Origin of the sequence: Serratia sp. CY33525 (assembly GCF_052169115.1) — a bacterium.
In the GTDB taxonomy this organism is placed as follows: Bacteria; Pseudomonadota; Gammaproteobacteria; order Enterobacterales; family Enterobacteriaceae; genus Serratia; species Serratia sarumanii.
Map to the genome: position 1 here is coordinate 1 of NZ_JBJNLK010000012.1, position 14,258 is coordinate 14,258.

The window sequence follows — 14,258 nt, forward strand, 5'->3', positions numbered from 1 at the left end:
CCCTGATGTACAGTTCAGCCAATGACCGCCGGAAACTTCGATTTCAAATACAGGCTTGCTCAGTTCGCTCAGCTTATTGTCCATCATGCTGCAATACCTCTCACTTGCCCCATATAGCGAATCATCTCCGCTCCAACCCACATGCCCACCTGAACGCTTACCCCGTTACCGATCTGCTTGTAAGCGGCGGTATCAGAAACAGGGAAGTTGAACCAATCAGGAACGCCCTGCAGGCGCGCATACTCACGTTTCGAATATGGGCGCACGCCAAGCGGGAAGCGTTTATCGACGACGAGCCGAGTGCTCTTGTCTTTCGCGTAGTGGGCGACACATGTCGGCGCCAGATCACCCGCTGCAGGGTCACTGATAATTGGTAGGTCGCGGTAGGCGCCGTTCATGCGCTTGGCGATAGCCGATGGCAACGTGACTTGCGGGTCATCTTCAAGAATCGCTGACAGCGGGATGCGCGCTGAATTCTCCGGCGGCCGCACGGCGAATGTGCGGCGGGTACCGATGATGATCAGGCGGCTTCGCTTCTGTGGTAACCACGTCTCCGACTTGATCGGGCAGAACACCTGGATGAAATAGTCCGGCATGCGCGTCATCGCCTCCATCACGACAGGAAATGCACGCATCCCTGGCACGTTCTCGATCACGTAAAATTCGGGCTTTGCCAGCGCGAAGTGACGGAGAGCATGCAGGAACAAATCATCGCCGGTGCGCACACCGTGTATATCGCCGATCGTCGAGTATTTCGTGCATGGGTACGTGAAAACCATTCCGTCGCAGGTATCTTGCTCGAAAACCAATTCCTGGCTGATATCGCACTGCTTAACGTGGTCGCCGAGGTTGTGCCGGTAGGTTTTGCAGGCGTCGGCGTCCAGCTCAAACGCCTGGTTAACCCTGATGCCGGCATCCATCAGGCCGATATCCATCAGGCCGGCACCGCAGAAGTATGAATTGACGGTTACGTTCATTGCTGCACCTCCCTAGCGCTGTCACCGGTAACCATTTTCGTAAAAGCTTCATGAACAGCACTTTTCATCTTGCCGATATCATCTTCCATACTGCGAAATTCGACCTGTTTACGGCTTCTCTGCAGGGTGTAACCGCAGCGAGCCATGTACCAAAGGAAGGTATCAACAACGTAGATATGGCCATCGCGCGCGTTGCCGTTTTGATCGGCGTTTACGATGACGTGGTGCATTGCCTTGAACACATCTTTTTGGGCATGGAAGTCGCGCATAAACTCCGGCAGATATTCTCCGCTTAGCAACCAATCTGAAAGTTGCTTCAGTTCATTTGCTGGCATCACTGGGCGCTCTTTCATTTGGCCTCCTGCTTTGCCGCGTTGTACTCGCTGCCGAGTATTTCTACCGCGCCAGCATCGGCCTTCGGTTTTGCGCCGGTTTCGATGTAAATCGTATTGGAATGGCGGAACATGGAAAAACCAGTCATGAACAGGATCCCCCAATCAAGTCCTATAGCAGGGTAGAAAGCTGAGACATCTACTGAATTTTTGGGGCGGTTACTATTCCAAAGCGCCGTAAGTTCTTTGTGCTCAGCCGACATCCCGCGAGGGGCTTTAGATTTTGGCCAACTGCAGTAACCGTTGTTGTTGGTTGGTTGAGTCCACAGAGACTCGGAAACATACGTAGTGCCGTGAAAACGAATGCCGTGGAAAGACGTGCTGGTAACGTCATTTTTAAAAACTGGGCGAGCACCGAACAATTTAGCGAACTCTGAACCCTGTTGGCGAAGCGCGGCATCAGCCTGCTGCATTGCATCCCAAGCGGCGATCGCTTCCGGGGTACTGATTTTATAGAAGCTCATTTGGGCTCCCGCAGCTGCTGAATCTTGCCGTCGAACAGGAAATCGATGTGGTCAGCCGAATCGCTGGAAATTGCCGACTTTGCGAGGTCTTTTGCTTCAGCCCAAACGCGCGCTTCGATAGATGCAATGGCGGAGTCAGTGTCTGGTATTCCTCGCAGAACGCTGCACACGTCGTCAGTGGCGCACGGGTCATCTTCACCACACCTTTCACAGAAGTGCGTTGAGTTTTTGTGGTCGGTAATCGCTCTAACGAGGCAGGCATTCTCCACAGCCAGCGCATCGCTCTTGATTAACGCTGCCGCGGCATCAGAAAAGTATCCTTTGCATTTGGCTTCAGACATTAAAAGCTGGCGTTCCAGCGCATCGCGCTCAGCCTTCAGTGCCTCATAACTCATTGGCAACGGCTTATCAGTTTTTATACCTTGATTTTCAACGATATTTTTCATTATCAAATCCTTACCTGTGTGTACGTTGGTTCAGTTCTTCCAGCTCTTTACAGTCGATGCAGAGCCGAACGCCTGGCACGGTTCTGCGCCGTGCCTCTGGTATTTCTTCGCCGCACTCGTCACATTCGTGCGCCGCACTCGTCACATTCGTGCGCCGCCGGCAGTGATGACTTTTTGGTTACCGCATCGATCTGCGCCTGCAGATATGTGGCTGCGCGCTCGTTTGCATCGTCGATGTTGTCCATCGTTAAAACTCCTCTTGCTGCCAGCCACCGCCGGCCTTTTTGCTTTTGGCCTTGAGCGCGATAAACCTGAATGGGTACATATCAGCGGCGACTTTGATTTTTACCCTGGCGTCGTCAGTCCAAAATCCTTTCACCTCATGCAGTTCAATCGTTCCGTCTGCGCGCATCACTGCGAAGTCAGGCGTGTAAAACGTGTTATCTGCCAGGCGGAGCTTTACCCCTTCGAACTTGAACCAGGCGATCAAGCCAGATGACTTCTGCGTATTGAGTTCAGCGAAATACGCCTCTTCGGTTTTATTCATCTGCCCTGTCTTAAGGCGGCCAAGGGCAAAGGAACGGTTTGCAACTCGCTTCACTGCTCACTCCTTAAATCACCTTTTAGGTAATCATTACCAATTAGGTAATTATTTGCAACTAAAAAATAGCGATTGCTCTCACAAATCGCACATGCAATAAAACTCTCCGTACGGGCCTACAATCGATTTTATGGCTTAACCCATCTCGTTACATGCCATCAAGGCACTTAACGCAATCTACCCACCGTAGCCGCGGAAATTTCAGCATTTCAATTCGTATTCGGTTTTCCATTTCGCAATCTCGCCAGCATTTCCATTGCTGCGGAATGGCCAGCACCAGGTGCACCGCGTTTCCGCGAGGATGCTTTTTCAGAGAGCAAGGGAACCGGATCGGGGATCGATTCTCCAGCCTGCACTTTGGCGCCCCAAGCATTCAGTTTTTTCTTTGCCAGCTTTTCCAGTTCTCCGCTGGTAAGGTTTTTCTGGATCATCTCAGAGCGAAGGTCACAGCATATCCAGTAGAAAACCGGATGCTTCCACGGATATGTTTCCGCGCAGCTGTAGCGGCTTCGATTCTTGCAGTAGGCGTTAAACTCCTGCATCACCTCGTCAACGTCGATTCCAAGGCCATGCTTTGTGGTGCTGCTGACGTATGCCAAGAAGTCGGATAAGTCCGGAGCAAACTTATTGCCTTCAACCAGGCACTGCCTCATACACTCACCTATGCCGGCCTTGATCTGAGCGTCAGACAGCTTTCCAATCGCGTTGATCCAGAGTGATGGCGGGGTCAGCCCGTTCCGCCTGGTCCACTTGTCTGAATACAGCTCCACCATGCGATCCCAAATCCTGATTGTTCTGTCCAGTGCTTGTGAGTCCGTATTGCTCTCGCATCCTGGCTGTTGCTGCGTGAACTGCTTCGACTGCGTTGCCTTTGTAATCAGGTCCCGCACCATATCGCCCGCCTGTCTCATGGTTGCCTCCGGTCTTAAGTTCAAATAACCCATGCCAACTATTGGCCATGCTTTGCTTGATGATTTCTGCCTGCACCTGCAGATCTCCACCTGACAGCTTCAACAGGTTCGTGATTGCTGCCCCTTCGCTCCTTGGCGTCGGTGCATACGCCTTGATCTTCAAATCACGTCGATACTGCTTCCACTCCTCCCAGGCGGATACGTTCAATCCTTCCGGATAGGGATAAGCTTGTTTTTCCTTTGGGGGAGTAAGAGGGGGATCTTTATCTTTTAGATCTTCTCTTCTCTTCTCTTCTCTGGTCGTCATTTTGTCCGCTTGCGATGCGGACATTTTGCGGACGCTTCTTTTCCTCGCTGCATCCTGCGCGCGACGCTTGGCAGACTGCCCGTTATGCTCGTCAAATCTGGGCATTACGAGGTTTTCGCCGTCAACTTCCAGCCAGCCAACAGCCATCATTGCGCGAGAAAATCCAGGAAATCCGATCATGTCGTCGAGCGTTTCAGGACTGTAACCGTCAAGGAATCCGTCAACAGAATGGACATCAAAAAGACACCATGCGGAATGTAGTCCGCCAACAATCCGAAGTCTGTCCGCTTTCAATGCGGACGCCATGCGGACAATTTTCGGATGTGTGTGGAGGTCAGAACGCATTTTTATCCAGTCGCCGGCCATCAGCTCACCTCCGCTACTTTTGCCCTAGCGTCGTGGATCAGTTTCTTGATGTGCTTGCGGTAAGCGGATGAGTGTTGCGCGGAGCATTCCACACAAACGCCGTTACTCGTAAAGCGCTCAGAGTAGTGACCATTACGGCAAGGCTTGCCGGTATAGAACCGGAGTTGACCGAGATTTATGGCCTCGGCCCGGGTAACAATTTTCATTCATAGGCCCCTTTTACTGTCGTCAGTGATGTAAGAATGCATGCAAAGCAAAAATAGATCAACCATAAATAGATTTTTATTACCCATAACCGTGGGGCAATAAAAAAGGGCCGCGTTAGCGACCCTTGATATGGTGTTGTCAATCAGTAGAAGAACAGCACCAGCTCCTGCTTTGTCAAATCCGGATTTCTTTTCTTGCACGCCTTAAACAGCTGATCAATGAACTTTTTCTTCGGCATTCGCGTCTTCCTCTGCGTATGCGTCATGATGTAGAGCGCGGTGGTGCCGGCTTCTTCTGCAAACGCATCACGCTCATCTTTGCTCATCCCCAGCCAGAATTGTTTGAAGTTAAACGGCTCCATATCCTGCCTCTTTTCAATGTTTGATCGTGCAGATAATTACCTAAATGGTGCCAATTCGCAAGTTTGTTACCTTTCCGGTTCGTTTACCATTTAGGTAATTTTGTTTTAAATACAGGCAACAACCTATTCAAGGGACTGTGAAACCACTATGAAAAGCATTAACGACATCCGCCGCGAGAATCTCCGCGACATCATCAACCGTGATTTCGATGGCCGACAAGTACGCCTGGCGGAACGGCTGGAGATTAATGCCAACGTGATAAGCCGTTGGCTGAAGCCGGCGACAGACAAGAACCACAAGACAATCGGTGACTCAGTAGCGCGCAAGCTTGAGGTTGCAGCGAATAAACCTAAGTTTTGGTTGGACCGCGATCACATGATGGCAATGGCTGCCGGCGCCGAAGCTGTGCAAGAAGAAACCGAAGTCGGCGCCATTGTGGCGAGCAACCTGGAATTGTGGATGAGCAACAACCGCGAGCTTTCCAGCCAGGCTAAAGTTGGTGCCGCCGCCGGCGTTGGCCAATCTACAGTTAATCGGGTGCTGAGCCGTGAAGGAAATATCACGATCAACAGCCTGGAAGCGATCGCCGGTGCGTTCGGGCGCCGCGGCTATGAGCTGCTGCTGAAGCCGAAAGACCCTACTCTGATTAACTATGATCGATCACAATACGCGCAGTTGCCGGCCGAAGATAAAGCCAAGATCGAATCATTCATTGAGTTCGTGATGCAGCAGGCGCGAATCTAACAAGGCAATCCCTTTCCATGACAACAAGTTACCGCCATGCGGCGGTTTCTCACGCCACCAATAATTACCTTTTTGGTAATTATTTCTATTACTGACTATTGACAACAACCCTTTTACGGTCGATTATTACCTCAAGAAGTTACCAATCTGGTAATGATGCTCTTTAACAATCAGGCAGGAATTGAGGCACCGCGATGATGCGGTGAAACAGCACGGATTGCGTGCATTCCTTTGACCTTAATAGTTACCAAATGGGTAACCTAAAGAGATGAAAATGATTTCTCAAACCATCAACGGGATTTTCTGCGTGACCGTCTGCGGCTGTGTCAGTTGGCGGTTTGCAGATTTCGGCGAAGCCCTCGCTTGGGCATTTACAACACGTGTCGCGCTGGACGCGGCCAATCAATTAGAGGTTGCACACAGATGAGCGAAGAAAAACAACTGCCGGCCATCAGCATAACCGAAGAGATGGCACCAGCAATTTATAAACCTAACGGCCTGGATCAGTTTTTCGAACAGATCAAGGAGGCGGTGGCCAATGAAGTACCAGACCTGTCAACCAAGAAAGGGCGCGACAGGGTCGCATCACTGGCGGCGCAGGTTTCCAGAAGCAAGACAGCGGTCGAGAAGCCAGGGCGTGATTACCTCCGCCGCCTGAAAGAGGCGGTAAAACCTGCAGAGCAGGAAATTAAAAGATTTGTTGATGCATGCGATCAACTTCGTGACGCAGTACGCCTTCCTCTTACCGAGTTTGAAAACGCAGAAAAGCAACGCGTTGCCGACCTGCAGCAACGACTGTCAGCTCTTCGTGAAATTTCCAACGTTGTCGATGAGTTTGGCAGCATCCCATCAGCGGAAGAGATAGCGGCAAGGCTGGAATCGGTTAAAGCAACAGCGATAGATGACTCATGGCAGGAGGTTACGGCAGAGGCAGGCGTAGCAAAAGATGCAGCTATCACCAAGTTAGAAGTAGCTCTGAAAGCAGCACAACAACGCGAGGCGGAAGCGAAAGAGCTTGAGCGCCTGCGCATTGAGCAAGCCGAGGCTGCACAGCGGGAACGAGAAGCACAAATCAAACGCGAAGCAGAAGAACGCGCGCGCAGAGAAGCAGAAGAAAAGAGCCGGGCAGAACTCGAAGCCGCGGCCAGACGAGAAGCCGATGCAAATGCAGCCGCCGAACGCGCAGAGCAAGAGCGCATTGCAGCAGAACAACGTGCTGAACGCGAGAAGCAAGAAGCCGTTGAGGCTGAACGGCTCCGGGCACATAAGGCAGAGCAGGATCGGATTGCTGCAGAGAAAAAAGCAGCGGACGAAATTGCGGCTAAATCGGCAGATGTTGAGCATCGTCGCGCTGTTAATCGCTCTGTTGTTGCCGATTTGGTAGCGGCGGGAGTGCAGGAAGATTGCGCGAAAAAATGCGTTGAAGCAGTTGCACGTATGCAGGTGCAGCACATGACCATTAACTACTGAGGCCATTATGAACGCACAACAGGCTATCGATATTGAAAAAATCGTTGCCAGCTTCACGGAGCAGGACAACGAAGCAGTTTATGCAGAGGTTGAGGCGTTGGATAAGAAGGTGCCGATCCACGGCTTCACCGCTTTCATCAGTAAGTACCTTCCGCCGGACTTTGACCCGGAGGTTTTAGCCCTTGGCGCCGACTCAACCGAATACCAGGAACTTGCAGGCGCTGCAATTTTTGATTGCATAACGGAGCTGGTAAAGCGTCAGCGCGCAATGGAGATCTACCGCCGGCGCCACCAGTTCGACGAGGTGGCGTGATGAAACAAGGTATCTACCACGACATTTCAAATGAGGATTACCACGCCGGCGACGGCGTGAGTAAGTCGCAATTGGATATGGTTGCCAAGAACCCGGCTCTGCTGCAGTGGATCAAGTCGGCACCGGTCGACACTGAAAAGCTGAAGGCGCTGGACATGGGAACGGCGCTACATTGCAAGTTGCTTGAGCCGGACGAATTCAGCAAACGGTTCATCATCGCGCCGGAATTTAACCGGAGAACCACGGTAGGCAAGGAATCCGAGGCAGCATTCCTGAAAGACTGCGAGCATACCGGCAAAACTGTCATGGACGCAGAGCAAGGCAGGAAGCTCCAGTTAATGCGCGACAGCGTTATGGCTCACCCCGCGGCGCGCTGGATGCTCGAAGCAGAAGGCCATTGCGAATCATCGTTCTACTGGACTGACCCGGAAACTGGCGAGTTATGCCGGTGCCGGCCAGACAGGCACTTGAGTGATCACCCGGTGATTGTGGACGTGAAGAAGGTCGCAGATATGGACCGTTTTGCGCGCCACATCGAAGAATTCCGGTATCACGTCCAGGATGCCATGTACCGCGATGGATTCCAGCAGGTCACCGGCGAAACTCCTGGATTTTTCTTCTTGGCTGTCAGCGAGACGATCGACTGCGGCCGCTACCCGGTACGCGTTTTTGAACTCGACGCAGCAGACGTAGACGAGGGTCACCGACTCTACCGCCGGGATCTGAATTCCTATCACCAATGCCGCATCACTGATGAATGGGGCGGCGTAGAAAAAATTCAACGTCCAGCATGGGCGCGCAAACAGGACCAAAACGCATGAGCAATGACATCATCACAGTGGGAAACCACGACGTAACAGACACGGCCACGGCAATTTTTAGCCCATCCGGACTACGCCAGTTACAACAGTTCGCTGAAGTAATGGCTCAGAGTGTACAGACGCTGCCAAAACACCTTGCAGGAAAACCAGCGGATTGCATGGCTGTGGCCATGCAGGCGGCCCAGTGGGGAATGAACCCGTTTGCAGTAGCCCAAAAAACCCATCTGGTAAATGGCACCTTGGGCTACGAGGCTCAGTTGGTTAACGCAGTGGTAACCAGTTCTCGCGCCGTACAAGGTCGATTCAAGTACGAATATGGCGGCGACTGGGATGCGTACATGCTGCACCCTGATAAACAGCATGAAGCCGGTTTATTTATTCGTGTAGGCGCAGTGATCCGCGGTGAAACAGAAATAACTTGGGGTGAGCCAGTCTATCTGGCTCCGATCACCACGCGAAATTCCCCCCTTTGGAAAACTGCACCAAAACAGCAGATCGCCTACCTGGCAGTAAAATACTGGGCGCGCCTGTACTGCCCTGAAGTGATTCTCGGTGTGTACACGCCGGATGAATTCGACGCGCCGCAACCACGCGTTGAACGCGACGTCACCCCACCCGCCACCAGTGCCGCCGGCGTAAATAGCCTGATAAACGGCAAGAAGCCAGAAAAAGAGATCAAGACGGTGAACCAAGATGAGCGGTCGCCTGATGACCTGCTGGCTGCATTTACCGAAGCGGCAAACAAAGCCGCAAGCGTGGAAGAACTGGACAAAGCCTATAAATACGGCGCCCACGTTCTGGCGCCACATGAAGAACAGTTGCAGGCAGCCACCGACGTTTACAACATCCGTCGCGATGAGTTGAACGAAGTCCCTATGTAACCAACAGCCGCGGGGCTACGGCCCCGCCAAAGGAGAAGCAATGAAAGCAGCAATTCGAAAAACCCGACTCCTGGCGATGGTTCCCATGTCGGAGTCGCAGATCACCAAACTGGAAAAAGCAGGAGAGTTCCCGCAGCGCTTTGCACTGACCAACCGAACCGTGGCCTGGAACTTGGATGAAGTAGAAGCCTGGCTCGATGAGCAACAGGCCAAGAATACCGGCCGCACGCCGGATTATTCCCCCGATGTCCGCCAGCGCAAGCAACGGCCAGTACAGGAGCGCGCAGCATGAATATCAAACGTCACATGATGCGTAATGTGTGGGCCTATATGCTTGCTGGCCTGTTTGTGTTTTGGTTTCTGTCGATCGGCCTGACTGTGCTGGTCGTTAAGATGGCGGAGGCGATAAGTGGATAGGCTACGTGAAGAGTTTGAAAAGTGGTTTAACAAAGAAATGGTGCTACACATCAGCGCGTCAAATGAGACTGTCGTTCGCTTGATGTGGAAGGCATGGCAGGCAAGCCGCGCGGCGATTGTCGTTGGGCTGCCGGAGAAAGACGACTTGAGATTAGCCGGGGATGCATCGACAAAAGTCGTGATTAAGTTCCGCAACTCAGCAATCGATGAGTGCGCTGAATCCATCCGCTCTATCGGCCTATCAATCAAAGGGGAGTGATAGCCATGAAAGACACAAGTTTTACTGATTGGATGATTATCGGCCTGATGGCTATCAGCTACCTGTTCATTTTGTCTCACGCGTGGAAGTGGCTGATACAGATTCTGGCCAACAGGTTCGATCGGTTTTTAAACCGTAACAGCCCAAAACAATTAGCTATCAACGCACTGTGCGATGCCTTTGAATTGCAGAAAATGAAGCAAGGCGACCGCATAACCGCGAAAACAGTGAACGGTCTGTGCATCAGGATATCGCGGGAGCCACGCGAAGAGGATAGATCATGAACTATCAACTCATCTACGCAGATCCGCCTTGGCAGTACGGCAACAAGATCAGCAACGGCGCCGCCGGCAACCACTACAGCACGATGACGCTGCAGGACTTGAAGCGGCTTCCTGTGTGGTCAATAGCAGCAGAAAATAGCGTATTGGCAATGTGGTACACCGGCACGCATGCAGAGCAGGCGAAGGAGCTGGCTGCGGCATGGGGATTCGACGTGCGGCAGATGTTCCTGTTTACCTGGGTGAAGTTCAACGAACTTGCAGAGCGTACCGTCAACGCCGCTATCGAAGATGGTTTGGTCGACTTTTACGACTTTCTCGATCTGCTAAACGGCGTGACAAGGATGAACCCTGGGAATTACAGCCGCGGCAACCAAGAATCAATGCTCGTTGCCGTCCGCGGCTCCGGACTTGAACGACAGGATGCATCTGTGAAGCAGGTGATCTATGCGCCGATAAGCCAGCACAGCGCGAAGCCCTGGGAGGCTCGCCACCGGATTGAACGTCTGTACGGTGACGTGTCACGAATTGAACTTTTCAGCAGAGGTGACGCGCCAGGATGGCACCATTGGGGTAACGAATGCCCACGGAATGACGTCGAACTCCTCCCCGGCGGTTTTACCATACCAGCAGCAGTGAGGATCGCATCATGAAACACAACCGTGATGATGTTATGCAGATCGTGAAAAACAACGAGAACATCGGCTATGCAAAGATAAAGGAACTGTACGAGATGGCACACAAGCCAATCTCGTCACATGCCCTTAGCCGCGCGCTGGCGACGTTGGTTGACCACCAGCTTATCGAGCGTAAGCTCCACGGCAATCAACCATGCACTTACGCGTATTCCGGCGGCAAACGCCGGTTCTCGCAAAGCCCCAAAATAGCCATGTTCGATCAGTGCCTGGCATCAGTCAGCGCACGACAAAATTGATTTCTATTTTACCCGCTCCGCATCAATCCACCCATCCACCATATTGGCCCATTGCTGCAGCATACCCCGGCGCTGTTCGGCATACTCTGCTTTGTTGTATACCGCGCGCACGCCGCGCTGCTCATGGGCCAAACACTTCTCAATCCAATCCGTATTAAACCCCTCTTCATGCAACAGCGTGCTGGCAGTTCTACGCAGATCGTGAACTGTGAAGTGCGCTATTTCTTTTCCTGATTCCCTGATTTTTTCGTTTGTCGTATTGATCACCCTATTAAGCGCCGAGTTTGACATAGATTTTCGTGGGTTATACCTGGCCGGCAGAATGTAATCTGAACCACACGCTGCCACTTGCAGTGCAATCATGATGTCGATCGCCTGCTGGGACAGATAAACAACATGCGGCCGCCCTGCCTTCATCCGTTCCGCTGGTATCGTCCAGCGCGATGAAGAAAAATCGACCTCCTTCCAGGTGGCGTCAGTCAGCTCTCCCTTGCGCACCATCGTGATCAGTATCAGTTTCAAAGCCAGCTTTAATGAAGATGCGGCGCCGGTAGAGTTTAGGGCATTGAAGAACAACCCGATCTCATAAGGCTCCAGCGCGCGATCGCGTTCTTCAAATGTGGCAATGCTGGAAGCTTTGATATTTGCCGCCGGGTTTGGAACTGCGTGGCCGCGGTCAATAGCATGGGTGAAAACGGCACTGACAATTTCCCGCACCTGGATCGCCGTCGCCCTGGCGCCGCGGTCGACTATCTTGTCGCACAGTGTGCGGAGCATTGGCGTAGTGATTTCATGCAGAAGTTTTTTCCCCAGCGTTGGCAGGATGTCTCTGTCGATCACTGCCTGTTTCATCGCCCGAGTGCTATCTGCAAGGCGGACGTGTTTCATATAGGCGACGGTATAGTCTGAGAAATTTTCCGCCCCCTTAATTTGCATGATACCGTCGCGCTTGGCTGCAGCCGGCGACTGGCCTGCATCCACCATCTTTTTGGCGGTATTGAGTTCGTCGCGCGCTTCAGCCAATGTGATACCGTCAGCACCATATCGGCCGATCGTCAGCGTCTCGCGCCGGCCATTAATTCGATAGTCATATCGGAAGGAGACGGAGCCGCTTGGTTGCACGGCAACGTAGAGGCCATCACGATCGGTGACTTTATAGAGCTTCTCTCTTGGCTTCAGGTTTTTCAGTTTCGTATCTGTGAGCATGACCGCTTCTCTCTGCTGTGCTTGATACCGTCAAAAATGACCAAAAAGGTGGTGAACGGATTAGGCCGAGAGTACAGCGAAAATGGATATACCGTCAAAGGTACCGTCAAAAATTAAATGCTTTCAAAAATAGTAATTGATAGTCAGAAAGAGAAAACCCCCGAACAGCTAAGCCGCAGCGGGGGTTTTTAAATAATCACTGATAGTCAGTAATTAGCTGTTCATCATTCCCACTCGATCGTCGCCGGCGGCTTGCCGCTAATGTCGTACACCACGCGGGAGATGCCGTCCACTTCGTTGATGATGCGGTTGGAGACGCGGCCGAGGAAGTCATACGGCAGGTGCGCCCAGTGCGCGGTCATGAAGTCGATGGTTTCTACCGCACGCAGGGAGACCACCCAGTCGTATTTGCGGCCGTCGCCCATCACGCCGACCGAACGCACCGGCAGGAACACGGTGAACGCCTGGCTGACTTTGTTGTACAGGTCGGCCTTGTGCAGTTCTTCGATGAAGATGGCGTCGGCGCGGCGCAGCAGATCGCAGTACTCTTTCTTCACTTCGCCCAGCACGCGCACGCCCAGACCCGGGCCCGGGAATGGGTGACGGAACAGCATGTCGTACGGCAGGCCCAGCTCCAGGCCGATCTTGCGCACTTCGTCTTTGAACAGCTCTTTCAGCGGCTCGACCAGGCCCAGCTTCATCTCTTTCGGCAGGCCGCCCACGTTGTGGTGCGATTTGATCACGTGCGCTTTGCCGGTGGCGGAAGCGGCGGATTCGATCACGTCCGGGTAGATGGTGCCCTGTGCCAGCCATTTCACCTGCTCTTGCTTGCAGGCTTCTTCGTCGAACACTTCAACGAACACGCGGCCGATGATCTTGCGCTTGGCTTCCGGCTCGTCCACGCCCGCCAGTGCGGTCAGGAAGCGGTTTTCCGCTTCGACGTGCACGATGTTCAGGCCGAAGTGGTCGCCGAACATTTCCATCACCTGCTTGGCTTCGTTCAGGCGCAGCAGGCCGTTATCGACGAACACGCAGGTCAGGCGTTTGCCGATGGCGCGGTGCAGCAGCATCGCGGTCACGGAGGAGTCGACGCCGCCGGACAGGCCGAGGATCACGTGATCTTCACCCACCTGCTCGCGGATGCGCTCGACCGCATCTTCGATGATGGTGGCCGGGGTCCACAGGGCTTCACACTGGCAGATGTCCAGTACGAAGCGCTCCAGCATGCGCTGGCCCTGGCGGGTGTGGGTCACTTCCGGGTGGAACTGCACGCCGTAGAAGCGTTTTTCTTCGTTGGCCATAATGGCGAACGGGCAGGTGTCGGTGCTGGCGACGGTCACGAAGTCGGACGGGATCGCGGTCACTTTGTCGCCGTGGCTCATCCACACGTCCAGCAGCGGTTTGCCGGCCGGGCTGATGGCGTCTTCGATGTCGCGCAGCAGCGCGCTCTCGTTGACGATTTCCACCTGCGCATAGCCGAACTCGCGTTCGGTGGAACCCTGCACATGGCCACCCAGCTGCATCGCCATGGTCTGCATGCCGTAGCACACGCCCAGCACCGGCACGCCGGCGTTGAACACGTAGTCCGGGGCGCGCGGGCTGCCGGCTTCGGTGGTGCTTTCCGGGCCGCCGGACAGGATGATGCCGCTTGGGTTGAATTCGCGGATCTGCTCTTCGCTAACGTCCCAGGCCCACAGTTCGCAGTAAACGCCGATTTCGCGCACGCGGCGGGCGACCAGTTGGGTGTATTGCGAACCGAAGTCCAGTATCAGGATGCGATGCTTATGGATATTTTGTGTCATGTGAGGCGAATTCCAGCAACAAGAGAAAAAGAGCGAAAATGTGTGTTTCGGGATGGGGCTTAACGCCCCACCCCGGCCTCTCACTCAGGAGAGGTTA

The 14,258-nt window shown here is 53.3% G+C and carries 24 protein-coding genes; 12 read left to right on the forward strand and 12 right to left on the reverse strand.

What is annotated here, in order from left to right; translation table 11 throughout:
- Positions 1 to 83 precede the first annotated feature (83 nt).
- The 10 genes from ACJ8IM_RS22120 to ACJ8IM_RS22165 form a co-directional block, all read right to left on the reverse strand.
- Positions 84 to 977: a DNA cytosine methyltransferase gene (locus ACJ8IM_RS22120; RefSeq protein ID WP_308317483.1), complete on the reverse strand. Its 894-nt coding sequence runs from the start codon at positions 975 to 977 to the stop codon at positions 84 to 86.
- Entirely contained in the window at positions 974 to 1,330 is a 357-nt protein-coding gene (locus tag ACJ8IM_RS22125) for a hypothetical protein (protein WP_308317482.1), read from the reverse strand. Before ACJ8IM_RS22125 ends, ACJ8IM_RS22120 begins: the two co-directional genes overlap by 4 nt.
- Complete coding sequence (locus tag ACJ8IM_RS22130) at positions 1,327 to 1,833, reverse strand: hypothetical protein (protein WP_308317481.1); 507 nt, start codon at positions 1,831 to 1,833, stop codon at positions 1,327 to 1,329. The genes ACJ8IM_RS22125 and ACJ8IM_RS22130 overlap by 4 nt, the downstream gene beginning before the upstream one ends.
- On the reverse strand, positions 1,830 to 2,279 hold the full coding sequence (locus ACJ8IM_RS22135; protein WP_308317480.1) for a hypothetical protein: 450 nt from the start codon (positions 2,277 to 2,279) through the stop codon (positions 1,830 to 1,832). Before ACJ8IM_RS22135 ends, ACJ8IM_RS22130 begins: the two co-directional genes overlap by 4 nt.
- Positions 2,280 to 2,289: 10 nt before the next feature.
- A complete protein-coding gene (locus tag ACJ8IM_RS22140) occupies positions 2,290 to 2,424 on the reverse strand; it encodes a TraR/DksA C4-type zinc finger protein (RefSeq protein WP_373275245.1) in 135 nt (44 codons plus the stop codon).
- Positions 2,399 to 2,524, reverse strand: coding sequence for a hypothetical protein (locus tag ACJ8IM_RS22145; protein WP_308317479.1), 126 nt, complete (start codon positions 2,522 to 2,524; stop codon positions 2,399 to 2,401). Before ACJ8IM_RS22145 ends, ACJ8IM_RS22140 begins: the two co-directional genes overlap by 26 nt.
- A 2-nt stretch (positions 2,525 to 2,526) precedes the next feature.
- The gene (locus ACJ8IM_RS22150) at positions 2,527 to 2,826 is read right to left on the reverse strand and encodes a DUF1064 domain-containing protein (RefSeq protein ID WP_308317484.1); all 300 of its coding nucleotides are present in this window, start codon (positions 2,824 to 2,826) and stop codon (positions 2,527 to 2,529) included.
- A 263-nt stretch (positions 2,827 to 3,089) separates the two neighbouring features.
- Positions 3,090 to 3,533 carry a replication protein P gene (locus ACJ8IM_RS22155; RefSeq protein WP_308317478.1) on the reverse strand — a complete coding sequence of 148 codons (444 nt, stop codon included), beginning with the start codon at positions 3,531 to 3,533 and terminating at the stop codon, positions 3,090 to 3,092.
- A gap of 31 nt (positions 3,534 to 3,564) precedes the next feature.
- A complete protein-coding gene (locus tag ACJ8IM_RS22160; protein WP_308317477.1) occupies positions 3,565 to 4,464 on the reverse strand; it encodes a DNA replication domain protein in 900 nt (299 codons plus the stop codon).
- A 349-nt stretch (positions 4,465 to 4,813) separates the two neighbouring features.
- Positions 4,814 to 5,032: a hypothetical protein gene (locus ACJ8IM_RS22165; protein WP_160208012.1), complete on the reverse strand. Its 219-nt coding sequence runs from the start codon at positions 5,030 to 5,032 to the stop codon at positions 4,814 to 4,816.
- A gap of 148 nt (positions 5,033 to 5,180) precedes the next feature.
- Here ACJ8IM_RS22165 and ACJ8IM_RS22170 point away from each other — a divergent pair, with 148 nt between their 5' ends.
- From ACJ8IM_RS22170 to ACJ8IM_RS22225, 12 genes are all read left to right on the forward strand, one after another.
- On the forward strand, positions 5,181 to 5,777 hold the full coding sequence (locus ACJ8IM_RS22170) for a helix-turn-helix domain-containing protein (RefSeq protein ID WP_033632339.1): 597 nt from the start codon (positions 5,181 to 5,183) through the stop codon (positions 5,775 to 5,777).
- Positions 5,778 to 6,051: 274 nt separating this feature from the next.
- Positions 6,052 to 6,204, forward strand: coding sequence for a hypothetical protein (locus ACJ8IM_RS22175; protein WP_308317476.1), 153 nt, complete (start codon positions 6,052 to 6,054; stop codon positions 6,202 to 6,204).
- On the forward strand, positions 6,201 to 7,247 hold the full coding sequence (locus ACJ8IM_RS22180) for a hypothetical protein (RefSeq protein ID WP_308317475.1): 1,047 nt from the start codon (positions 6,201 to 6,203) through the stop codon (positions 7,245 to 7,247). The genes ACJ8IM_RS22175 and ACJ8IM_RS22180 overlap by 4 nt, the downstream gene beginning before the upstream one ends.
- Positions 7,248 to 7,254: 7 nt before the next feature.
- Positions 7,255 to 7,560 carry a hypothetical protein gene (locus tag ACJ8IM_RS22185; RefSeq protein WP_308317474.1) on the forward strand — a complete coding sequence of 102 codons (306 nt, stop codon included), beginning with the start codon at positions 7,255 to 7,257 and terminating at the stop codon, positions 7,558 to 7,560.
- Positions 7,560 to 8,381 carry a PD-(D/E)XK nuclease-like domain-containing protein gene (locus ACJ8IM_RS22190; RefSeq protein ID WP_308317473.1) on the forward strand — a complete coding sequence of 274 codons (822 nt, stop codon included), beginning with the start codon at positions 7,560 to 7,562 and terminating at the stop codon, positions 8,379 to 8,381. The genes ACJ8IM_RS22185 and ACJ8IM_RS22190 overlap by 1 nt, the downstream gene beginning before the upstream one ends.
- A complete protein-coding gene (locus ACJ8IM_RS22195; RefSeq protein ID WP_308317472.1) occupies positions 8,378 to 9,262 on the forward strand; it encodes a RecT family recombinase in 885 nt (294 codons plus the stop codon). The genes ACJ8IM_RS22190 and ACJ8IM_RS22195 overlap by 4 nt, the downstream gene beginning before the upstream one ends.
- Positions 9,263 to 9,302: 40 nt before the next feature.
- Positions 9,303 to 9,554 carry a helix-turn-helix transcriptional regulator gene (locus ACJ8IM_RS22200; protein WP_308317471.1) on the forward strand — a complete coding sequence of 84 codons (252 nt, stop codon included), beginning with the start codon at positions 9,303 to 9,305 and terminating at the stop codon, positions 9,552 to 9,554.
- A complete protein-coding gene (locus ACJ8IM_RS22205; protein WP_265093588.1) occupies positions 9,551 to 9,679 on the forward strand; it encodes a hypothetical protein in 129 nt (42 codons plus the stop codon). Before ACJ8IM_RS22200 ends, ACJ8IM_RS22205 begins: the two co-directional genes overlap by 4 nt.
- Positions 9,672 to 9,938: a hypothetical protein gene (locus ACJ8IM_RS22210; RefSeq protein ID WP_308317470.1), complete on the forward strand. Its 267-nt coding sequence runs from the start codon at positions 9,672 to 9,674 to the stop codon at positions 9,936 to 9,938. Before ACJ8IM_RS22205 ends, ACJ8IM_RS22210 begins: the two co-directional genes overlap by 8 nt.
- Before the next feature lie 5 nt (positions 9,939 to 9,943).
- Positions 9,944 to 10,222 (forward strand): DUF4752 family protein, encoded by a 279-nt coding sequence (locus ACJ8IM_RS22215; RefSeq protein ID WP_308317469.1) that lies wholly within the window; start codon positions 9,944 to 9,946, stop codon positions 10,220 to 10,222.
- Positions 10,219 to 10,872, forward strand: a complete 654-nt coding sequence (locus ACJ8IM_RS22220; RefSeq protein ID WP_308317468.1) for an MT-A70 family methyltransferase — start codon at positions 10,219 to 10,221, stop codon at positions 10,870 to 10,872. Before ACJ8IM_RS22215 ends, ACJ8IM_RS22220 begins: the two co-directional genes overlap by 4 nt.
- The gene (locus tag ACJ8IM_RS22225) at positions 10,869 to 11,153 is read left to right on the forward strand and encodes a hypothetical protein (protein WP_308317467.1); all 285 of its coding nucleotides are present in this window, start codon (positions 10,869 to 10,871) and stop codon (positions 11,151 to 11,153) included. Before ACJ8IM_RS22220 ends, ACJ8IM_RS22225 begins: the two co-directional genes overlap by 4 nt.
- 3 nt (positions 11,154 to 11,156) lie before the next feature.
- Here ACJ8IM_RS22225 and ACJ8IM_RS22230 read toward each other — a convergent pair whose 3' ends face one another.
- Positions 11,157 to 12,359, reverse strand: coding sequence for a tyrosine-type recombinase/integrase (locus tag ACJ8IM_RS22230; RefSeq protein ID WP_308317466.1), 1,203 nt, complete (start codon positions 12,357 to 12,359; stop codon positions 11,157 to 11,159).
- 224 nt (positions 12,360 to 12,583) lie between these two features.
- Entirely contained in the window at positions 12,584 to 14,161 is a 1,578-nt protein-coding gene (gene guaA, locus ACJ8IM_RS22235; RefSeq protein ID WP_033654273.1) for a glutamine-hydrolyzing GMP synthase, read from the reverse strand.
- Positions 14,162 to 14,258 lie beyond the last annotated feature (97 nt).